Origin of the sequence: Microvirga splendida (genome assembly GCF_016427565.1) — a bacterium.
GTDB lineage: Bacteria > Pseudomonadota > Alphaproteobacteria > Rhizobiales > Beijerinckiaceae > Microvirga > Microvirga splendida.
Map to the genome: position 1 here is coordinate 141,020 of NZ_JAELXT010000003.1, position 20,681 is coordinate 161,700.

21 protein-coding genes are annotated in these 20,681 nt (G+C 64.1%); 10 read left to right on the forward strand and 11 right to left on the reverse strand.

All coding sequences use genetic code 11. The annotated features are described in order from the left end of the window. Positions 1 to 13 precede the first annotated feature (13 nt). From JAO75_RS04770 to JAO75_RS04785, 4 genes are all read left to right on the forward strand, one after another. Positions 14 to 898 carry a cytochrome c1 gene (locus JAO75_RS04770; protein WP_199047127.1) on the forward strand — a complete coding sequence of 295 codons (885 nt, stop codon included), beginning with the start codon at positions 14 to 16 and terminating at the stop codon, positions 896 to 898. A gap of 76 nt (positions 899 to 974) precedes the next feature. Beyond that, on the forward strand, positions 975 to 1,589 hold the full coding sequence (locus JAO75_RS04775) for a hypothetical protein (protein ID WP_199047129.1): 615 nt from the start codon (positions 975 to 977) through the stop codon (positions 1,587 to 1,589). Positions 1,590 to 1,681: 92 nt separating this feature from the next. After that, the gene (locus JAO75_RS04780) at positions 1,682 to 2,566 is read left to right on the forward strand and encodes an S-methyl-5'-thioadenosine phosphorylase (RefSeq protein WP_199047131.1); all 885 of its coding nucleotides are present in this window, start codon (positions 1,682 to 1,684) and stop codon (positions 2,564 to 2,566) included. Positions 2,567 to 2,634: 68 nt separating this feature from the next. Further along, positions 2,635 to 3,180 carry an adenine phosphoribosyltransferase gene (locus JAO75_RS04785; RefSeq protein ID WP_199047133.1) on the forward strand — a complete coding sequence of 182 codons (546 nt, stop codon included), beginning with the start codon at positions 2,635 to 2,637 and terminating at the stop codon, positions 3,178 to 3,180. 178 nt (positions 3,181 to 3,358) lie between these two features. Here the strand turns inward: JAO75_RS04785 and JAO75_RS04790 are convergent, their stop codons facing one another. The 3 genes from JAO75_RS04790 to nfi form a co-directional block, all read right to left on the reverse strand. Continuing rightward, positions 3,359 to 4,369 (reverse strand): MaoC family dehydratase, encoded by a 1,011-nt coding sequence (locus tag JAO75_RS04790; RefSeq protein ID WP_199047135.1) that lies wholly within the window; start codon positions 4,367 to 4,369, stop codon positions 3,359 to 3,361. Between the two features lie 165 nt (positions 4,370 to 4,534). After that, complete coding sequence (locus JAO75_RS04795) at positions 4,535 to 7,699, reverse strand: PQQ-dependent sugar dehydrogenase (RefSeq protein WP_199047137.1); 3,165 nt, start codon at positions 7,697 to 7,699, stop codon at positions 4,535 to 4,537. A gap of 188 nt (positions 7,700 to 7,887) precedes the next feature. Next, the gene (nfi, locus tag JAO75_RS04800) at positions 7,888 to 8,556 is read right to left on the reverse strand and encodes a deoxyribonuclease V (RefSeq protein ID WP_199047139.1); all 669 of its coding nucleotides are present in this window, start codon (positions 8,554 to 8,556) and stop codon (positions 7,888 to 7,890) included. A 210-nt stretch (positions 8,557 to 8,766) separates the two neighbouring features. Between nfi and JAO75_RS04805 the strand changes: the two genes are divergently transcribed. Beyond that, positions 8,767 to 9,975, forward strand: coding sequence for a hypothetical protein (locus JAO75_RS04805; protein WP_246742365.1), 1,209 nt, complete (start codon positions 8,767 to 8,769; stop codon positions 9,973 to 9,975). A 114-nt stretch (positions 9,976 to 10,089) separates the two neighbouring features. Next, positions 10,090 to 10,509 (forward strand): group III truncated hemoglobin, encoded by a 420-nt coding sequence (locus JAO75_RS04810; RefSeq protein WP_343234551.1) that lies wholly within the window; start codon positions 10,090 to 10,092, stop codon positions 10,507 to 10,509. Positions 10,510 to 10,516: 7 nt separating this feature from the next. Here the strand turns inward: JAO75_RS04810 and JAO75_RS04815 are convergent, their stop codons facing one another. The 8 genes from JAO75_RS04815 to JAO75_RS04850 all read right to left on the reverse strand — a co-directional run bounded on the left by JAO75_RS04815 (position 10,517) and on the right by JAO75_RS04850 (position 17,134). Then, entirely contained in the window at positions 10,517 to 10,669 is a 153-nt protein-coding gene (locus tag JAO75_RS04815) for a hypothetical protein (protein WP_199047141.1), read from the reverse strand. A gap of 81 nt (positions 10,670 to 10,750) precedes the next feature. Next, a complete protein-coding gene (ychF, locus tag JAO75_RS04820) occupies positions 10,751 to 11,848 on the reverse strand; it encodes a redox-regulated ATPase YchF (protein ID WP_199047142.1) in 1,098 nt (365 codons plus the stop codon). 26 nt (positions 11,849 to 11,874) lie between these two features. Then, the gene (gene pth, locus JAO75_RS04825) at positions 11,875 to 12,507 is read right to left on the reverse strand and encodes an aminoacyl-tRNA hydrolase (protein ID WP_199047144.1); all 633 of its coding nucleotides are present in this window, start codon (positions 12,505 to 12,507) and stop codon (positions 11,875 to 11,877) included. A gap of 88 nt (positions 12,508 to 12,595) precedes the next feature. Beyond that, positions 12,596 to 13,213 (reverse strand): 50S ribosomal protein L25/general stress protein Ctc, encoded by a 618-nt coding sequence (locus tag JAO75_RS04830; protein ID WP_199047147.1) that lies wholly within the window; start codon positions 13,211 to 13,213, stop codon positions 12,596 to 12,598. 168 nt (positions 13,214 to 13,381) lie between these two features. Continuing rightward, the gene (locus JAO75_RS04835; RefSeq protein WP_199047148.1) at positions 13,382 to 14,209 is read right to left on the reverse strand and encodes an FkbM family methyltransferase; all 828 of its coding nucleotides are present in this window, start codon (positions 14,207 to 14,209) and stop codon (positions 13,382 to 13,384) included. Positions 14,210 to 14,286: 77 nt separating this feature from the next. Then, entirely contained in the window at positions 14,287 to 15,219 is a 933-nt protein-coding gene (locus tag JAO75_RS04840) for a ribose-phosphate pyrophosphokinase (protein WP_199047150.1), read from the reverse strand. 155 nt (positions 15,220 to 15,374) lie between these two features. Next, complete coding sequence (locus tag JAO75_RS04845; protein WP_199047152.1) at positions 15,375 to 15,911, reverse strand: hypothetical protein; 537 nt, start codon at positions 15,909 to 15,911, stop codon at positions 15,375 to 15,377. Between the two features lie 62 nt (positions 15,912 to 15,973). Beyond that, complete coding sequence (locus JAO75_RS04850) at positions 15,974 to 17,134, reverse strand: benzoate/H(+) symporter BenE family transporter (protein WP_199047154.1); 1,161 nt, start codon at positions 17,132 to 17,134, stop codon at positions 15,974 to 15,976. A 110-nt stretch (positions 17,135 to 17,244) separates the two neighbouring features. On the opposite strand from JAO75_RS04850, the gene uvrC reads away from it, so the two are divergent. From uvrC to JAO75_RS04870, 4 genes are all read left to right on the forward strand, one after another. Next, a complete protein-coding gene (gene uvrC, locus JAO75_RS04855) occupies positions 17,245 to 19,251 on the forward strand; it encodes an excinuclease ABC subunit UvrC (protein WP_199047155.1) in 2,007 nt (668 codons plus the stop codon). 95 nt (positions 19,252 to 19,346) lie between these two features. Further along, complete coding sequence (gene pgsA / locus JAO75_RS04860; protein ID WP_246742366.1) at positions 19,347 to 19,943, forward strand: CDP-diacylglycerol--glycerol-3-phosphate 3-phosphatidyltransferase; 597 nt, start codon at positions 19,347 to 19,349, stop codon at positions 19,941 to 19,943. Positions 19,944 to 19,948: 5 nt separating this feature from the next. Then, positions 19,949 to 20,200 carry a molybdopterin converting factor subunit 1 gene (gene moaD, locus JAO75_RS04865; protein WP_199047157.1) on the forward strand — a complete coding sequence of 84 codons (252 nt, stop codon included), beginning with the start codon at positions 19,949 to 19,951 and terminating at the stop codon, positions 20,198 to 20,200. A 22-nt stretch (positions 20,201 to 20,222) separates the two neighbouring features. Further along, positions 20,223 to 20,678, forward strand: a complete 456-nt coding sequence (locus tag JAO75_RS04870) for a molybdenum cofactor biosynthesis protein MoaE (protein ID WP_199047158.1) — start codon at positions 20,223 to 20,225, stop codon at positions 20,676 to 20,678. Positions 20,679 to 20,681: the final 3 nt, after the last annotated feature.

The following is a 20,681-nucleotide window of genomic DNA, read 5'->3' on the forward strand; positions in this document are numbered from 1 at the left end:
TGAGGAAAACATCATGATGAAGCGTACCCTTCTCATCGCTGCGGCCGTTCTCGGCCTCTCCGCTCCGGCCTTCGCTGCCGGCGAGACCCCGGTCCCGCCGCAGCTCAAGTGGAGCTTCCAGGGGCCGTTCGGCACCTTCGACCGGGCCCAGCTCCAGCGCGGCTTCAAGGTCTACCGGGAGGTCTGCGCCTCCTGCCACGGCCTGAGCTATGTCGCCTTCCGCAACCTGTCGCAGCCCGGCGGTCCGGAATTCTCCGAGGCCCAGGTCCGCGCCCTGGCGGCGGAGTACAAGATCCAGGACGGCCCGAACGAGGCCGGCGACATGTTCGAGCGTGCCGGCCGTCCGGCCGACCGTTTCCCGTCGCCGTTCCCGAACGAGAACGCCGCGGCGGCAGCCAACGGCGGCAAGGCGCCTCCGGATCTGTCTCTGATGGCCAAGGCCCGCACCTATGAGCGCGGCTTCCCCTGGTGGATCACGGACGTATTCCTTCAGTATTCCGAGAACGGCGCAGATTACACGGCGGCGCTGCTCAACGGCTACAAGGAGCCCCCGGCGGGCTTCGCGGTGCCGGCCGGCGGTCACTATAACGAGTACTATCCGGGCCATGTGATCGCGATGCCGAAGCCGGTCAGCGACGGCCAGGTCGAGTATCCGAAGAACGAGGCCGGCCAGCCTCAGGCTCCGGAGACCGTCGAGCAATATGCCAAGGACGTGACGGCCTTCCTCATGTGGACGGCGGAACCGCATCTCGAGGCCCGCAAGCGCCTCGGCTTCCAGGCCATGCTGTTCCTGATCGTGCTCGCAGGCCTGCTCTACTTCACCAAGAAGAAGATCTGGGCCCGAGTGGGCGGCGAGGTCGAAGGCCACGCCACGCCCCCGATGACGCACAATCCTTGAGAACCAACGATCAAGGTCCCGGTTTCCGGGGCCTTTTTCTTTTCAGGTGACACTCCCCAGGAGCGGCCCTATTTCGGTGGCCATGCTGCAGACGATTGCCGATGACATCTGGGGCCTGCCCTGCCTCGCCTACCACGTCCAGCCGAGCCTTGAGCCTGAAACCCGCGAAGCCTTCGAGGAGGTGCAGCGGGCGATTGCCGAGCGCTGGCCGGAGCCGCTGCATCTCGTCCCCAGGGACGGGCTTCACGTGACCATCTATCCGCTCGTGCCGGTGAAGGGATCCTTCGACAAGGACGCCTACTGGCAGAGCATCGCCGAACTGTCCCGAAACCTCCTGGAGGATCTCTGCTCGGGCCATGGGGCGCTGGAACTGCGCTTCTCCCGGCTCAAGGTCACAGACACGGCCATCATCGCCACCGCGACCGACGAGACCGGCCTGATCGCGGCGATCAGGGACAGGATCGTCCGTGACCTTCCCCTTCCGCCCGGCCGGGAGCCGCTGCATTACGATCTGATCCACACGACGCTGGCTCGCTATCGGACCGCCGCCTCGGTGCCCCGTTCCGTCGTTGAGAGCATCGAAGCCATTCCGGTTGCGGTTTTGGCCCCTGTGGCTCGGATCAAGCTCATCCGCGAGACCCTGTTCCCCTGCCTCGTGCGGGACAAGCTCGCGAGCTTCCCGTTGGGCTGATCGGCTGGCCCTCGCATCGAAGCGCCGCCGGGCTTGGGGATGAGCCTGCAGTCGTCTATGAGAGGCTGGAGCACAGGCAGGCGAGGACAAGCATGGCGAAGGCGGTTTTGGGCATCATCGGCGGATCGGGGGTCTATGACCTGCCGGGGCTCGAGGACATGCGCGAGGAGCGCATCGCATCGCCGTGGGGCAAGCCTTCCGACGTGCTGCGCATCGGGCGGATCGGCAAGACCGAAATCGCGTTCCTGCCCCGTCATGGGCGAGGGCACCGTCTGTCGCCCTCCGACATCAACTACCGGGCCAATATCGACGTGATGAAGCGGGCCGGGGTCACGGACCTGATCTCCGTCTCGGCCGTCGGCTCGTTCAAGGACGAGTACTATCCCGGCTTCTTCGTGCTGGTGGACCAGTATGTGGACCGCACCCACAAGCGCGAGACCTCCTTCTTCGGCCGGGGCTGCGTGGCCCATGTCCCCATGGCCCATCCGGTCGGTCCCCTGCTGCGCCAGCGTATCGCCGATGCCGCCGTGGCCGAGGACATTCCTTTCAGCTTGGGCGGCACGCTCGTGTGCATCGAGGGGCCGCAATTCTCCACTTACGCCGAGTCCATCACCTACAAGGGTCTCGGCTACGACGTGATCGGCATGACGGCCATGCCGGAGGCCAAGCTCGCCCGCGAGGCCGAGATCACCTATGCGACCATCGCCATGGTGACCGATTACGATTGCTGGCACCCCGAGCATGACAACGTGGACGTCGCCTCCGTGGTCGCTGTGGCGCAGCAGAACGCCGCCACGGTCTCGCGCCTGATCGCCCGCGTCGCCCGCGATTTCCCGGCCGAGCATGAGCCGTGCCCCGCAGGCTCCGACCGGGCCCTCGACGGCGCCATCATGACGGCGCCCTCCGCCCGCGATCCCGAGATCCTGACGAAGCTGGATGCGGTGGCCGGGCGGGTGCTCAATCCTTCGAGAGCATAAGCGCTGGCGTCTTGCGCTCACGGCGCTTACAGATCCATCTTCATTCCATATCCAGGCAGGCCGAACCCATGGACCAGCGTCTCCTCACCGATCTGAAGACCGCGATCCGCTCGATCCCGGACTATCCGAAGCCGGGCATCGTGTTCCGGGATATCACGACCTTGCTGGGCGATGCGCGGGCCTTCCGGCGCTCCGTGGACGAACTCGTCCATCCTTTCGCGGGCGGGCGCGTCGACAAGGTGGCGGGAATCGAGGCGCGAGGCTTCATTCTCGGCGGCGCCGTTGCGCACCAGCTCTCCGCCGGCTTCGTGCCGATCCGCAAGAAGGGCAAGCTGCCCCACGAGACGGTGCGGATCGCCTATTCGCTCGAATACGGCGTCGACGAGATGGAGATCCACACCGATGCCATCGGCCAGGACGAGCGCGTGATCCTCGTGGACGATCTCATCGCCACCGGCGGCACGGCCGTGGCTGCCTCCCAGCTCCTGCGCCAGATGGGGGCCAACATCGTGGCCGCCTGCTTCATCATCGACCTGCCCGATCTTGGCGGCGCGCAAAAGCTGCGTGACCTAGGCGTCGAGGTGCGCAGCCTCGTGAGCTTCGAGGGGCATTGACCTCCCTGTCATCCCGGAGCCGCGCAGCGGAGTCCGGGATCCATAACGGCTGACGGTGCAGGAGAGGCACAACGCCGCCGCTCATCCTTTCTTGCAACGCCGTGTTTCTGGATCCCCGCCTGCGCGGGGATGACACTGGATTATGGCTACGCAGCCTGAGTGAACGTCAGCGAACGCTTCAGCCCCGCCGTTCCCAGAACACCATTCCGTCGAAGGCAAAAACCTCCTCGCCGTTCTGGTTCGTGCCGGTGTTGTGGTGGAATACCAGGCCCCATTCCGGACGGGACGCGGAGGGGCGCTTGGCCGTCACCGTGGTGCGGTAGGTGATCGTGTCGCCCGCATAGACGGGCTTGAGCCATTTCAGGTTCGAGAAGCCCGGGGAAGGGCCGAGCCGGGCAGGACGTTGGCCATGGGCCAGCGCATAGGCGCGGATCCGCTCGCGATGGCCGACCATTTGCTTCATCCAGACGCTCGCCGTGTGCCAGCCGGAGGCGCAGAGCGCCCCGAACAGGCTGCTCTTGGCGGCCTCCGCATCCACATGGAAACGCTGCGGGTCGTAACTCTTGGCGAAGCGGACGATCTCGTCGGGCGTGAAGGTGTAGGAGCCCAGCTCCTCCGTTTCTCCGATCACGAGATCCTCGAAATAGGGGTTGGAGGAGATCGGCGGGATCTCGCGCCGGGGATGATCGCCGGGCAGGGAATCCGCGATGTCGGAAAGCACCTGCCGACCTTCGCCTGAAAAGGGCTTGGCGTCGCGGGTAGCGAACATGACCCAGTTGGTCTGGGTGAGAACGGTCTCGTCCGCCTGGTTCATCATGTCGAAATGGAGCTGCACGAGGCCGAGCGACGGCCTGCTCTTCGAGACGCGGCTCTCCAGAACCTTTACGTGCGAGCGCAGGGTATCGCCCGGCCTGACGGGCCGCACCCATTTCACCTCCTCGATGCCCGGCGCGCCCATGGCTGTGGAATCCAGAAGCAGCCCGTCAGCCACAAGGCGCATGTTGAGGCTGCAGGTATGCCAGCCGGAAGCGATCAGGGTGCCGACGAAGGAGTCCTTGGCCGCGATCTCGTCCACATGGAAGGGCTGGGCATCGTACTCCCGGGCGAAGGCCAGAATGTCGTCCTTCGACACATGGAGCGGGCCGAGGGTCTGAGCAAAGCCGACCGGCAGGTCTTCGAATGTGCGCATGAGCGTTCCCCTGTCGAAATCTGCCCTAGCACAGCGAGCCTTTCAGGGGGAGGCCTGTCCCTGCAACCCCGGTCCGTGGCGTGTGCGCAGCCCCGAACGGGAAAGGGGACGGGCATCGCCCGTCCCCTCGCGTGATAGTCGAAAGTGCGTCCGAGCCGACGGCGATCAGAGCACGAACCAGCTCTTGCTAAGCTCGATGGAGCCCTTGAGCTTGATCACGCCTTCGGCCGCCCGGTCGTTGTCGGTGTTCAGGTAGACATAGGTATACTTCTTCGTCTTCTCGAAGCGCACCTCGCCGGCCTTGCTGAAGCTCTCGTCATCCCCGATGAAGGAGAACTTCTGGTCGCCGCGCTTCTTGGTGTTGGCATCCACCAGCTTCAGGTCAATCCGGTCGCGGTCCCTACCACGGAAGTCGGTGATATAGTCCGCCTTGCTCTTGGAGGAGGCCGTCTCCCGGTCGTCGAACACGAACACGTCCCGGCCCTTGCCGCCGGTGAACGTGTCCTTGCCTTTGCCGCCGATCATCCGGTCGTTGCCGTCGCCGCCGCTGAATACGTCGTTCCCGGCACCGCCTACCAGCGAGTCGTTGCCGGCATCGCCGTTCAGACGGTCGTTGCCCGCAGCGGCATCAATGGTATCGTTGCCGGCTCCGCCGGAGAAGGTGTCTTGGCCGGAGCCGCCCAGCATCAGATCGCCTAGGGCGCTGCCGGTGGCACTTTCATTCAGAACATCATCGACCGTGATGAACAGGGTCCTGGTGATCGAAGCCCCGGCTCCGTCGATTGCCTTGACCGTGATGCTGTGGCGGGTCGCCTGCTCATAATCCAGACGGGTGCCATCCTTTACTGTCAGGGCACCGGTGCTTGGATCGATTGCGAAGCGACCTTCGGCATCGTCGACGAGTTCGAAACGATGCTGGGCGTCATCCGCATCGGTCACCTTGAACGTTACGATCGGCGTACCGTTCTTGCTATTCTCGGCCACCACTTCGAATTCCGAGGTAATGCCGGTGGGAGCTTTGTTGAGCAGATTCTCCGCGGTGATCGGGCCATCGCTGAACCGGAAGATCTCCACCTTGAGAACCGTATCGACACCGTCGCCATCGGTGCGCGAATCTTCCAGCAGGAACGAGCCATCATGATTGCGTGTAACGGTGTAGTCGACACGCCTGCCAGTGAACACGACGGTGTCGCTACCGCCACCGCCGTCGAGACGGTTGGCGCCTCTGTTGCCATGAAGCGTATTGCCCAGCTCGTTCCCGGTGAGATCGCTGATTTCACTTTCCTCGTCAGCTTTCAGAATCTCGACATGCACGCCGCCGGCGAGGGTGTATGATCCGTCCACAATGATCGTGTCCGTACCCTTACCGGATGCTTCAACAATAACGTCTTCCGCACTGTTGACCCGGTAAGTATCGCTGCCGTCGCCACCCTCGAGCGTGTCGGCTCCACCGGCACCGTCGAGCGTGTTGGCTGTGTCATTGCCTTTGATATAGTTGTCCCAGTAGTTTCCTGTGCCCTTGGCAGCCGTGCCGAGCAGGATCAGGTTCTCCAGGTGAAATCTCGGATCCTCAACTCCGCCAGGTTCAAAGCTGAAATCTATCATCGACTCGACGGTGTCGATTCCTCCGTCCATGCCTTCGACGATGAGATCGCCTTCATCGTCGACCACATAGGTATCATTGCCGCCAAGGCCTATCATCGTGTCCGCGCCGCCCCTCCCATCGAGGCGGTTGGAGCCGGCATTGCCGGTCAATGTTTGCGAGAACTCGTTGCCGGTCAGGTCAAGCGCAGACGTAGAGGCTAGGTTGTCTGCCTGGAGAGCTTCAACGGCTTGACCGGCGTGCAGGACGAAGGATGTGGCCGAAGCGAGAACGCGCACATGATCGATGCCGCTATCGGTCTCTTCGACAATGATGTCGTCTATGTCGACATAGTAGACGTCATTGCCGCTGCCGCCTTCGAGCGTATCCGCTCCGGCATCGCCATACAGCCGATCGTCATCGGCCTCGCCAAAAATATGGTCATCATTGTCGCCGCCATGAATGGTGTCGTTGCCGCCGCCGCCATAGATGGTGTCGTTGCCCTCAGCGCCGTTTAGTATGTCGCCCAAGTCTGACCCGCCGCCGCCTGCATCGAGGCGGAATACTTCTCCGGTGATGTCCACCACGTAGAGGTTGCCGTTGTTGTCGGTTCCGAAAGAGGCGATCCTCTCGATCGTCCCGGCACTCGGAACGATCATCGCGGTGATGTCAGTTCGCACCCAGTCGGTGCCGATTTGTTCGAGAGTCCAGATTCGACCGCTGCCGAAGTCGCCGAAAACGTACTTGCCCTGCAAAGCGGCGATAGGGCCGTTATAGACATATCCACCCGTAACCGATGATCCGATGCCTTCGCTATGAAAATAGGAGTGGATCGCGTCCGTGTAGCCGTCGTTGGTTCCAGGAGTTGGTCCGTCATCCGGAGCGCCGCCGTTGTCCTGTCGCCCCCAACCATAGTTTGCGCCGGGGACCACAAGATTGATCTCTTCCGCGGTGTCTGCGCCAACATCGCCCACAAAGAGCCTGCCATTCTGATCGAAGCTGGCGCGCCATGGGTTGCGGAACCCGATGGCATAGACCTCTGACGGCTGTGCCAAGTCGGGCGCATTGTCGAAGACGGTCGGATTGTCAGCCGGTATGGCGTAGTTCTTCTTGTCGTCGGCCGGAAAGGCGTCGGGTCCATTCACATCGAGCCGCAGGATCTTGCCCAGGAGGCTGGTCGGGTCCTGCGCTTTCGCGTTCTGATCGCCGTCGCCGATCGCGGCATAAAGATAACCGTCCGTTGGGTGGAAGCCGATCCAGCCCGCGCGATGGTTGCCTGAGAACGGGGTGTACTCCGTTGTCTCCAGAATCAGCTTGTAATTGTTGGGATCCAACTCATTCGGATGAGCGGGATCGACAGTGTACTCCCGGATCTGCGACTGATTGTGCCGTGGATCGTCAGTGGTCTCGCCTTTGACTGACAGAAAGACGTAAACCTTGCCGTTGTTGGCGAAGTCCGGGTGGAACGTGAAGCCGAGGAGGCCGACCTCACCAGCCGTTGCAACCTGATCCGTTACGTCCAGGAACGGGGTATCTGTCCCTGCGATATGGATTGTCCCTTGCTTGCCCACGATGAAGAGGCGGCCTGAGTTGTCCGGGGCGCCCGTGACGAAGAGCGGTTGAGTCAGGCCTGATGCGATCCGTGTGCCGACGATTTCCGACGCATTGGGATCGTACCCATAGATCGTATCCGCGTCAGATGTGCCGGTACGCGTATCTGCGCCAGAGGTGCCGTAAATCGTCGCCATAATCGTTGCCCCAAATTGAGGAAGAGTGCCTTCCCTCCATCTGTTGCCGAGCGGCTTGGCTGGGACAACTCTCTGAACGGGGAGGGCTCTTGACGAAGGGGTAGGTTTGCTTGGCTCAGGCAGCGAAGAAGTTTAGCGAATACAGCCGATGTTTCCCAAAGCCGTCGCTCTGCGTCAATCAGCAGCACTTAAGGCGAGAACTGCCCCGCCGCGTTGTGCGCTAAACGGATGGGTTCCGGCAGGCGGTATTTCGGTGAGCAGCGCAAGACGAGTTCGGTGGCGGTCGGGATGTCGGCAAGGTGGCCGGGGGAAATGAACATGGGGTTCTTGGCTGTGCGGGTGCGCAGCGCCACGCCGATGGTCTCCTTGCGGTCGATGAGCGGCGCGGCGGAGCCCTTCTCCTCAGCCAGATCCTTGTAGCGTCCGCACAGAAGCGTCTTGCCGCAGCCGACAGTGGGGCGCTGGAGCCACAGGCCCATGTGGCTGGCGATGCCGATGCGGCGCGGATGCGCGATGCCCATGCCGTCGAAGAGAAACACGTCGGGCACGGTTTTCAGCTTCTCGAAAGCCTCTTCAAGCACCGGCCCCTCGCGGAAGCTGAGCAGGCCTGGCACATAGGGAAAGGGCGTCGGGCGCTGGGCCAGCACCGTCTCCACCGGCAGGAAGCCCGGATACGTCATCACCACGATAGCCGCCTGTGACTGCTCGTTCTTCACGCTCACATCGACGCCGGCCACCAGTTCGATCCGGTCGAGATCGATAGGCCGGTCGGAGATCACCTCCGACCGCAGTTCCTGCTGCAGCGCGACGGCCTCGGACGGGGAGAGATTCCAGTCGTGTCGATGGTGAAGCTTCATGGCCCGGCATTGGAGAACACGAAGGCACAACGCTCAAGGTTCGGGAACGATCCCTCCACGGCGCGCGACAAGGGCTCGGGGCCAAGGTTCTTATGGTCAAGCCTATGACGCCGTTACGGAAAACCCCTTAGGGACATTGTCTGAATGTTCCCGTGGACAGGATGGGGCTACACCCCGCTCATCGAAAAAATTCTCAACAACGAGGATATCATGTCTCGCGTCACTGCCACGAACGGCTCCGCGCCGTGTGAGCCAAGAGCAGGAAATCCGGGAGCGCTGAAGCGGGCGGCTGCAGGCTTTACGGCCCTTGGCGCAGGCCTGTGGGCGCTGCCGGCGGAAGCGCATGTGAAGTGGTTCGCACCCTATATCGTCGATGCCGCTCCGCAGCCGATCTCCGCAACCCTGACCAACATGTGGTTCTGGACCGGCATCGGCCTGGTGCTGGCCTTCTTCCTTGCCACGCTCGCGGTCGAGCGCACATTCGTCGGCCGGGGCATCCAGTCGGGGCTCGACCGCATCAGCGCGCCGCTCTGGAGCCGTTCCGACGATTTCATGCGCGTGTCCATCGGGGCCTTCTTCGTCGCGATCTTCGCGGTCGGGGGCATCTATCTCACCCCCGATCTCAAGACGGATTCCGAGCTGATCTCATGGGCGCAGCTGCTGATCGCCATGTGCGTGTTCTCGCGCCGGACCATGCCGGTCGCGGCGGCCGGCATCATCACCCTCTGGGTGGTGGCCCTGCGGGAATACGATCTGTTCCACCTGCTCGACTACCTGGCGCTCGGCGTCGCGGTCGCGGCCTATCTGGTGATGGCCTCCTCCAACGACGAGAAGTGGCGCGCCCGCCGGTTCCTGGCCCTGCGCTGGGGCATCGCGATTGCACTCATGTGGTCGTCTCTTGAGAAGTTCGCCTATCCGGACTGGTTCTATCCGCTCGTGGAGGAGAAGCCCTTCCTGACCTTCGGCATGCCGCGCGACGTGTTCATTCCGATGGCGGGCGTCGCCGAGTTCACCCTGGGCTTCGGCCTGCTCTGGACCCCGATGGTGCGCCGTCTCTCAGCCGTGGCCCTGCTGGCGATCTTCTTCACCGCGGTCTATCCGTTCGGCCGCATCGACCTCGTCGGCCATGCCCTCATCATGGCAGCGCTCTTCCTGGTTGCCGCCGATCCGTGCCGCGATGCCAAGGCCATTGCCGTGAAGATGCCGAATACCCTGCCGCGCTTCGGCAGCCTGGCTTCGGTGCCTGCAGGTCTGGCCGTCGCCCTCGTGGTGCTGGTGAGTGGGTATTGGGGGCTTCACGGTGTCTTCTACGGCGCCGAGTATGAGGCCGGTCAGCAAATGGAGCTGAGCACCCATTCCCACAGCAAGGAATACCCGCACGGGCCCCAGGCCAAGCCTGAGAACCGCAGCCATCACTGACCAACCTCAAGCCGGGCCGCTCATAACGGCCCGGCTTGATCTGTCGCAAGGAATGATCGAACGGGATGGAGGCATGATGCTCCATCCCTTTTCGTTTTGAGGAGATCCGCTTTGGTGCAGTCAGCCACAGGCCGCAGCATCCCGATCATCAGCCCGGCGGAGGGCGTGACCGAGGAGATGATCCGGCAGCTCGTGGAAACCTTCTACGACCGGGTGATCCGCGATCCGGAACTCGGGCCGATCTTCCATAAAGCTCTCTCCGGCCGCTGGAGTCGGCACCTGGCGCTGATGGTGGATTTTTGGTCCTCGATTGCCCTGCGGACCGGCCGCTACCAGGGCAAGCCGCAGGCGGCCCATATGGGGATGAGCCTCACACCGGAGCTGTTCGGGCGCTGGCTGGCGCTGTTCGAACAAACGGCGGGTGAGATATTTGAGCCGGATGTGGCGGCCTTCTTCGTGGATCGGGCAGGGCGGATTGCCGAGAGCCTGCAGATCGGCCTCGGGATCGGGCCGAAGGCGCTGCGGCTGCCTTGAGGGGAAACTAGCGCTCCCACCACTCGAGCTTGTCGTCACCGGTCTTCGGCAGGAGGGACGAGATGCCGATCATGACGAAGCCGCAGGCCACGAGCACGCCGATGAAGAACTCGGCGCTGCCGAAACCGGGGGAAGCGAAATTCTCAAAAAAAGCCTGCATGGGATGGGAACCTCCATAGAGGCTTTGTCGCAGAACGGCCCTGAACGGACGAAAAAGCGCCCGTTCAGGATTCCGACAGATTTAGGTGTTGAAGCGGAAGTGCATCACGTCGCCGTCCTGCACGGTGTATTCCTTGCCCTCCAGCCGCAGCTTGCCCGCATCGCGCGCACCGGCCTCGCCTTTCAGGGAGGTGTAGTCGGCATAGGCGATGGTCTCGGCCCGGATGAAGCCCTTCTCGAAATCCGTGTGGATCACGCCGGCGGCCCCGGGAGCCTTGGTCCCCCTGGTGATGGTCCAGGCGCGGGCTTCCTTGGGGCCGACGGTGAAGTAGGTGATGAGGCCGAGCAGCTCATAGCCCGCGCGGATCACGCGGTTGAGGCCGGGCTCCTCGAGGCCCACGGCTTCGAGATAGTCCGTCTGCTCGTCGGGCGGCAGAACGGCGATCTCGCTCTCGATCTTGGCCGAGACGACCACGGCCTTGGCGCCTTCTTCCTTGGCGCGCTCGAAGACCTTGGTTGAGAAGGCGTTGCCCTGGTCAGCGGAGGCCTCCTCCACGTTGCAGACGTAGAGAACGGGCTTGGAGGAGAGCAGGCCCAGCATCTGGAACAGGCGCTCTTCTTCGGCCTTGCGCTCCACCAGGCGGGCGGGCTTGCCCTCGCGCAGAAGAGGCAGGGTCCGGTTGACGAGGTCGAGGGTTTCCTTGGCCTCCTTGTCGTTGCCCTTGGCTTTCTTCTCGAGAGCGGTGACGCGCTTCTCGAGGCTGTCGAGGTCGGCGAGCATCAGCTCGGTCTCGATGGTCTCGATATCGGCGACGGGGTCGATCTTGCCTTCGACATGGGTGATGTCCGTGTCCTCGAAGCAGCGCACCACGTGGGCGATGGCGTCGACCTCACGGATGTTGGCGAGGAACTGGTTGCCGAGACCCTCGCCGCGGGAGGCGCCGCGCACGAGGCCGGCGATGTCCACGAAGGTGAGGCGGGTCGGGATGATCTGCGCCGAGCCGGCGATGCCCGCGAGCTGGTCGAGCCGGTCGTCCGGCACCGCCACGTCGCCCACGTTCGGCTCGATGGTGCAGAACGGGTAGTTGGCGGCCTGCGCCGCAGCCGTCTGCGTCAAGGCGTTGAAGAGGGTGGACTTGCCCACGTTCGGCAGGCCGACGATGCCCATTTTGAAGCCCATGGCCTCACTCCTTTGATGGCCGGCCCCTAGCCGGCGTTGTTCTTGCCTTCAGCGGCCTTTTCTCCGGGCCGCTTCACGTCCGTCCAGCCTCTCGCCTCCATGGCGAGGTGCACCTTGTTCTGAAAGCTGCCATCCTCACCCTTGGCGAGAAGGGCGGCGCTGTCCGCGATGATCCGGCACAGGTCATCGACCCAGGCCTCTTCGCTCTTTCCGAAATCGCCCAGCACATGGCTCTGCACCAGCGCCTTGTGGCCGGGGTGCCCGATGCCGAGGCGCACGCGGCGGTAATCGTTGCCGCAATGGGCCGAGATCGATCGCAGGCCGTTATGACCCGCATTGCCGCCGCCGATTTTCACGCGCAGCTTGGCCGGCGGCAGATCGAGCTCGTCGTAGAAGACCGTCACGTCGTGCAGCGGGATCTTGAAGAAGTTCTGCGCTTCTCCCACCGCTTGGCCGGATAGGTTCATGAAGGTCTGCGGCTTGATCAGCAGCACCTTCTCAGCCCCGATCACCGCATCCGCGGCCTCCGCGTGGAAGCGCTTGCGCCAGGGGCCGGCATTGTGCGCGCGCGCGATCTCGTCCACGGCCATGAACCCTATATTGTGGCGGTTCCTGGCGTAGCGGGATCCGGGATTGCCGAGGCCGACGAAGAGGCGCATCGCTTGGTCCTGCTCATAAGAAACGCTCCGGCCTTGCGGTCGGAGCGTTAAAGCCGATCGATGGGGCTCGAACGCCCGATGAGGCCGATCAGGCGGTGGCGGCAGCCTCGCCTTCGGCCGGAGCTGCTTCCTCTTCCTTCAGGCCGGTCGGGGCCACGACGGTGACGAGGGTCGCGTTCTCGGTCGCGGTCGCCTTTGCGCCGTTCGGCAGCTTGATGTCGTTCAGGTGGACCGAGGAGCCGATGTCGAGACCCTCGACCGAAGCCTCGATATAGTCCGGGATCGCGTCGGGCGACACGAGCAGCTCGACCGTGTGCTCCACAACCTGGAGGGTGCCGCCGCGCTTCACGCCCGGGCACTTCTCCTGGCCGACCACGTGGACCGGAACCACGACCTTGATCGACTGACCAGCTGCAACGCGCAGGAAGTCGATGTGGATCGGGAAGTCACGGACCGGGTCGAGCTGATAGTCGCGCGGAATGGCGCGGATCGTCTGGCCGTTCACGTCGATCTCGAAGATCGTGGTCAGGAAGTGACCGGCGAAGATCAGCTGCTTGGTCTGGTTGAAGTCGAGGGCGATCGCCTGGGCCGGCTGGCCGGCTCCGTAAATGACGGCGGGAACTTGGCCTTGGCGACGAACGGCCCGGGCGGCCCCCTTGCCGGCCCGGTCGCGCGCCACGGCCTTGATTTGCTTTACTTCGCTCATGGTCGTGGTCCTATAGATTGAGTTGAAAAACCGATGGCCGCCTAAAGGCGGCCATGAGGTCAGCGCCCGTGCCTCCAAGGGTGTCGAGCGGGCGCGGCATCCCTATAAGGGAAATCTCCACGAAAGACAATCACGTGAGAAAATTCAGAATTCTGAGATCGCGGAGCACTACGGATAGCAGCCATACCGCTCAAGATGGTGCATCTCCTTGACCCGGCTGCGCCAGTTCTCCTCTGGATGGCCGATGCGGGGGAGGGGCCAGTGTGGTTCTTTCCCTTTAGGAAAGGCAACAATATTGGTGTCGCCAACAATTTTAGCCGACCTGTCAGACCGTTGGGAGGCCGATCCTGAAACGAAGGGAGCGAAAAACCAGTAGGCCTCATAGCCCCATTGATCCAGCAAGCCGATGAGCTGGACCGTCTTGGGCGAAGCATGAGCCTCGCAAAACAGAATGGGCCTGTTCCGCTGGATCGTTTCCTGGGCTCCGCGAACCACCTCCAGGTCATATCCTTCCACATCGATCTTGATGATGCTCAGGGGTGGAAGCGCCAGCGAATCCAGTTTGCGGATAACGACCGGAACCTTGTCTCCACTTTGGCTTCCACGGCCAATGGCACCAAAGTTCGTCTGCGTCGTCAGGGCAGGACTGGCGAATTCAATCATTCCGTCCGCCTCGCCTAAGGCCCAAGGATAGGCTTCGACAGACATCACGCCATTGAGTGCCACGTTCCGCATCAGGAGCCGAAAGATCGGCAATTGAGGCTCAAAGGCAAAAACCGATAGTCCCGGCGATGCCTTGGCGAGCGGGATTGAGACGGTGCCGATGTTGGCACCCACATCGCAGACAGCGCCATTCGCTGACAGGTGGGCGATCAGGAAATCGACTTCAGCGCGAGCAAACTCACCTGCCGATGCGAGGCACGGCCCAATCGTTTGATCGGCGCTCGGGTATAGAAAGAGAGCATCGAAGGCGATTGCGCTGGATACCTGTCTCATCTCACCTCTCCAAATCATGTGAGGTTATAACGAATAGAAGCAATCCGGCCTAGCGCCTCAGATGCGTCCGACAGCTATCAGTCGAACAGGCTCGACACCGAGCTTTCCGTCGCCGTCCGACCGATGGCCTCGCCCATGAGGGACGCGATGGAGATGACGCGGATGTTGTGGGCCGCTTTCACCGCCTCAGTGGGCATGATGGAATCGGTGATGACGAGCGCCTTCAGGCGGGAGCTGGCAATGCGGGCCACCGCGCCGCCGGACAGCACCCCGTGGGTGATGTAGGCGTAGACCTCCTTCGCCCCATTGGCCAGGAGGGCGTCGGCGGCGTTCACCAGGGTGCCGCCGGAATCGACGATGTCGTCGACCAGGATGCAGGAGCGGCCGGACACGTCGCCGATGATGTTCATCACCTCGGACTCGCCGGGGCGGTCGCGGCGCTTGTCGACGATGGCAAGCTGGGCATCGATGCGCTTGGCGAGCGCGCGGGCGCGCACCACGCCGCCCACGTCCGGCGAGACCACCATGCGGTTGCCGCCGTCCAGGTGTTCCTTGATGTCGCGCGCCAGGATCGGCGCGGAGAAGAGGTTGTCGGTCGGGATATCGAAGAAGCCCTGGATCTGGCCGGCATGGAGATCGAGCGTCAGCACACGGTCAACGCCCGCATGGGCGATCATGTTGGCCACCAGCTTGGCCGAGATCGGCGCGCGGGATGCGGATTTCCGGTCCTGCCGGGCATAGCCGAAATAGGGGATCACCGCCGTGATGCGGCGGGCCGAGGCCCTGCGCAGCGCATCTGTGATGATCAGGAGCTCCATGAGGTGGTCGTTCGTGGGGAACGAGGTCGACTGGATGATGAACACATCCTCGCCGCGCACGTTCTCCTGAATCTCGACGAACACCTCCATGTCCGCGAAACGCTTCACCTGAGCCTTGGCCAGGGGAACATTGAGATAGGCGGAGATGGCCTCCGCCAGCGGACGATTGGAATTTCCCGCAACGAGCTTCATGCAAGCAACTTTGGCTCTGTGTGACCGACAATGCCCGCTGCGCAACGCCATGATCCCTGCGCGGCCGGGCGCAAGGGTCTTAGCAGCGATATCAAACCGTCACAATACACGTGAGCGGCTTTGATGCACCGCAATGCCGGGTTGTTGCCATGCAATCATTGCATTGCAACTTGGCTCTCCTCGTCCGAAGTCTCCATCGGCTGGACCTCTGCCGTCTGAAGCGGCGCTTCGAGAGCGGTCGGCTTTTCCGATTTGGCCGCGCTCAGGAAATCGGCGATCTCGCCCATGCTGGCCTGGGCCAGCTTGGCAAGGGCCTGCTTGTCGAGGGACGAGATGGAAGCGGCGGTCACGGGGCTCGACCCCTCCAGGCGCTTGGCCCGCCGCTTCTGGGAATCGAACACGTCCCAGACATAGGCGACCTGGGTCTCTCCATCCTCGGTCGAGGTCGAGAGATAGCCGCGGACCCGGTAGCGCGCCTCGGCGCTGGCGCCCACGAGATCGACTTTGCGGTCGGTGGCTGCGGTGGCGAGTTCGTCGGCCAGGGCAGCCCGGATCGGGTCCGGTGCGCCGTCGATGCTCTCGAGCGCGACGGGGATCCCCTCGGGCGAGGCGCTGAAGGTGCCCTGGCAGGCTCCCAGAGCCGCCGTCAGCATGATTGCGGCAACACGTGCCGCAGGCGCCATCCCGCCCATGAGAGCCCCCGTTCTTGTTCTTCGTAACGAAGTCTTAAGCTTAACGGAGGCTGCCGTCCAGATCAGCCGCGTCGGCGCAGCCGGATTGCCAGGAGGTCGAGCCCCAGAGTGATGAGGCCGGCCGCCAGCCCCCAGAAGGCGGAGCCTATGCCGAACAGGGTGAGGCCGGAGGCTGTCACCGCCAGGGTTACGACGGCTGGAAAGACCTTGGAGCTCTCCGACAGGGCGGAGCCGAGCGCGCCCGCGAAGGCGCCCATGAGGGCAAGTCCCGCCACGGTCTTGATGAGTTCGGGCGGCAGCGCCGCAATCAGGCCGATCAGGGCGGCGCTGAAGGCGGCGAAGATCAGGTAGCTGAGAGAATAGAACGGCCCCACCATCCAGCGCTTCGTGGGATCGGGGTGCGTATCGGGCCCGGTGCAGATCGCCGCCGAAATGGCCGCGAGGTTGCTCGTGTGGGCGCCGAAGAGGGCGGTGACCACGGAGGCAAGCCCGGTCGCGGCTAGGATCGGCCGGGACGGCGGCTGGTAGCCAGAGGCCTTGAGCACCGCAAAGCCCGGCAGGTTCTGGGACGCCATGCTCACCAGGAACAGGGGCAGCCCGAGGCCGATCAGCGCCGCGGGCTCGAAGGCAGGCTCGATGAAGGTGAGGGAGGAGAGGCTCAAATCCGATGTCAGGGGTTGGGCCATGCCGCCGCCGAAGGCGATGCCGAGGCCGACGAACAGGACCGCCAGCACGGCGAGCGCCGGATTGAACAGGCGCACCACCAGGAAGATGGCGACCAGGGGCAGGACGAGGCCCGGCGCCCCTTGCGCGCTCTGAAACACCCCGACGACGAACTGAAGCAGCACGCCGGCTAGCATCGCGGCCGCGATGGAGGTGGGGATGCGCTCGATGGAGCGCCCGAACGGCTTGATTAGGGCTGCGAGGACGATAAGGGCGCCGGCGAGCAGGAAGGCCCCGACCGCTGCATGGATCGAAATGCCGGCCGAGGCTGCCACGAGCGCCGCCCCGGGGGTCGACCAGGCGGTGATGACCGGCATCCGGTAGCGGACGCTCAGGAAGCCGCTGGTCGCCGCCATGGCGAGGCACAGCGCCGCCACCCAGGAGGAGGTCTGCGCGGCATCGGCCCCCACCGCCTGCGCGGCCGCAATGATGATCGCGATGGTGCTGCCGAACCCCACCAGGGCCGCAACCACGGCTGATGTGACGATCGACAGGCGCATGATCCGGCTCCGGTTCCTTCAGAAGCTTCGCGGTTTAGCCCGAACGGCAGGGCTGCGCCAGTTCGTCGGCGGTACTTTCCTCGCGACTCCGGAGCCCTTAAATCTCTCCCATGAGTCGCAACACCACCAACGACGTCCCGCCGGACATTCTGGACAACGACGAGCAGGACGAGGCTGCTTCCGTCGAGAGCGGCTCGGATGTCGAGTTCGACCTGGAGGCCAATCCGGGCTCGGTCCAGCGCGGCACCGAGGTCATCCGGCATTTCTGGAACACGCTGCCCAATGCGCCCGGGGTCTACCGGATGCTCGATGCGAAGGGTGATGTGCTCTATGTGGGCAAGGCGAAGAGCCTGAAGAACCGGGTGGGCTCCTATGCCCGCGGTCAGGGCCATTCCAACCGCATCGCCCGGATGATCGGCGAAACCTCGTCGATGGAGTTCGTCACCACGGCGACGGAAACCGAGGCGCTGCTGCTCGAGGCCAACCTCATCAAGCAGCTCAAGCCCCGCTACAACGTGCTGCTGCGGGACGACAAGTCTCTGCCCTATATTCTGCTGACCGCAGACCACGAGGCGCCGCAGCTCGTGAAGCATCGCGGCGCGCGCAAGCGCCAGGGCGACTATTACGGCCCCTTCGCCAGCGTGTGGGCGGTCAACCGCACCATCAACGCGCTCCAGCGCGCATTCCTGCTGCGCTCCTGCAACGACAGCTACTACGAGAACCGCACGCGGCCGTGCCTGCTCTTTCAAATCAAGCGCTGCTCGGGCCCCTGCACCAACGAGATCCCGCACGATGAATATGCCGGGCTCGTGGCGGAGGCGCGGGCGTTCCTGTCGGGCAAGTCGAACGCGGTGAAGCAGCGCATCACCGAGGAGATGCAGCAGGCGGCCGAGGACCTTGAGTTCGAGCGCGCTGCGCGCTGCCGCGACCGTCTGGCTGCGCTCTCGGCCATCCAGGGCGTGCAGGGCATCAACACCCAGTCGGTGGAAGAGGCGGACGTCTTCGCCCTCGACGAGCAGGCGGGGCAGTTCTGCGTGGAGGTGTTCTTCTTCCGCAACTGGCAGAACTGGGGCAACCGCGCCTATTTCCCGAAGGCCGACAAGTCCATGAGCCGGGAGGAGGTCCTCGGCTCTTTCATCGCTCAGTTCTACGACGACAAGCCTGCGCCGCGCCTCATTCTGCTCTCGCACGAGATCGAGGATGCGGAGCTGATGGCGGCGGCGCTCTCGACCAGAACCGACGCCAAGGTCGAAATCCATGCGCCGCAGCGCGGCGAGCGGCGCCAGCTCATCGAATACGTGCTTCGCAACGCCCGCGAGGCGCTCGGCCGACGGCTGGCCGACACGGCCTCGCAGCAGAAGCTTCTCATCTCCCTCGGCCAGGCCTTCGGGCTGGCGAAGCCGCCCCGGCGCGTCGAGGTCTACGACAACTCGCACATCATGGGCACCAATGCGGTCGGCGCCATGGTGGTGGCGGGCGCCAACGGCTTCATGAAGCAGCACTACCGCACCTTCAACATGAAGTCGGAAGACCTGAAGCCGGGCGACGATTACGGTATGATGCGCGAGATGCTGCAGCGCCGCTTCGCCCGCCTGGTGAAGGAGGAGCCGCGTGGCCCGGACGGCAATGGGGCCGCCAATGGAGACGACGGGTTGCCGGCTTGGCCGGATCTGGTGCTGATCGACGGCGGCAAGGGGCAGCTCGAGGCGGCGCGCCAGGCGCTTGCCGATGTCGGCGTCAGCGAGGACGACGTGGCCCTCGTCGGCATCGCAAAGGGGCGCGACCGCGACGCGGGCCGCGAGACCTTCTTCAAGCCGGGCCAGCCGCCCTTCAAGATGCCGCCGCGGGACCCCGCGCTCTATTTCGTGCAGCGCCTGCGTGACGAGGCGCACCGCTTCGCCATCGGGGCGCACCGGGCCAAGCGCAAGCGCGAGCTGGTGAAGAACCCCCTCGACGAGATTCCCGGCATCGGCCCGACCCGCAAGCGGGCGCTCCTGCACCATTTCGGCACGGTCAAGGCGATCCAGCGCGCGGCCCTGGAGGACCTGATGAAGGCGCCGGGCGTCAACGCCGCCACGGCCCGGGCCGTCCACGACTTTTTTCACGAGCGGGGTTGAGTGCGGCGGAATGTGGATCACGTAAGGGTCACGTTCCGCGACCGCCGGCTTCCGCGATTGACGGAACGGGTGTCCTCATGCTTCCTGCGGGTGATATGAAGATTGCTCCTTCCTTAAGCCGCTCGAAGGCCTTCAACCTGGCGAACATGCTGACCTACGGTCGGCTTGCGGCGGTGCCGGTCGTGGTCGGCCTGCTGTTCTGGCCGGAGGACCACTGGTCCCGTTGGGCGGCGCTGATCGTCTTCGCCATTGCGGCGATCACCGACTACCTCGACGGCTATGTGGCGCGCACCTATGCCCAGCAATCGGCCCTCGGGCGCATGCTCGATCCCATTGCGGACAAGCTTCTGGTGGCCGCGTGCCTCCTGATGCTGGTGGCGGACGGCACGATCCATGGCTGGTCGCTCTGGGCCGCCATCGTGATCCTGTGCCGCGAGATCCTGGTCTCGGGCCTGCGCGAGTTCCTGGCCGAGCTGAAGGTGAGCGTGCCGGTGAGCCGGGTGGCCAAGTGGAAGACCACCCTGCAGCTTGTGTCGCTGGGCTTCCTGATCGCAGGGCCGGCCGGCGAGACGGTTCTGCCGAACAACACCCTGATCGGCGTCGTCCTGCTCTGGGTCGCGGCGGTCCTGACGATCTATACCGGCTGGGACTACTTCAAGAACGGCATCCACCACCTCGTGGACGAAGGCTGAAGGCCATGAAGCTCGTCTATTTCGCCTGGGTGCGCGAGCGGGTCGGCAAGACGGACGAAGACGTCGAGCTGCCGGAGGGTATCGGAACCGTGGCGGATCTGGTGCGCTGGCTCAAAGGCCGGGGCGAGGAATACTCATATGCCTTCGAGAACGAGGGCGTCGTCCGGGCCGCCGTCGACCATGTCCATGTCAAGCCCGAGGCCTCCATCGCCGGCGCGCGGGAGATCGCCTTCTTCCCTCCCATGACCGGAGGCTAGCCCTTCGAGGGGCGCGACCGCCATGGCACGCACCATCCGCATCCAGTCCGAACCTTTCGACACCGCCGTCGAGACGGCGATCCTGACCGAGGGGAGGGCGGATATCGGCGCGGTGGTGGCCTTCACCGGCCTGTGCCGGGATGAGGGCGGGCGGCTGGCGGCCCTCGAACTCGAGCATTATCCCGGCATGGCCGAGGCCGAGATCGACCGGATCGCCGGGCAGGCGGAAAGCCGCTGGCCCCTCCTGGGCCTCACCGTCATCCACCGGTTCGGCCGAATTTCTCCCGGCGAGGAGATCGTGCTGGTGCTTGCCGCCAGCGCCCACCGGCAAGCGGCTTTCGAGGCGGCGTCGTTCCTGATGGACTACCTGAAGACGCAGGCGCCGTTCTGGAAGCGCGAGCACCTGAAGGACGGGACTACTGGCGCATGGGTCGAGGCCAAGGAGGCCGACGACCGGGCGATGGAGCGGTGGGCCTGACGC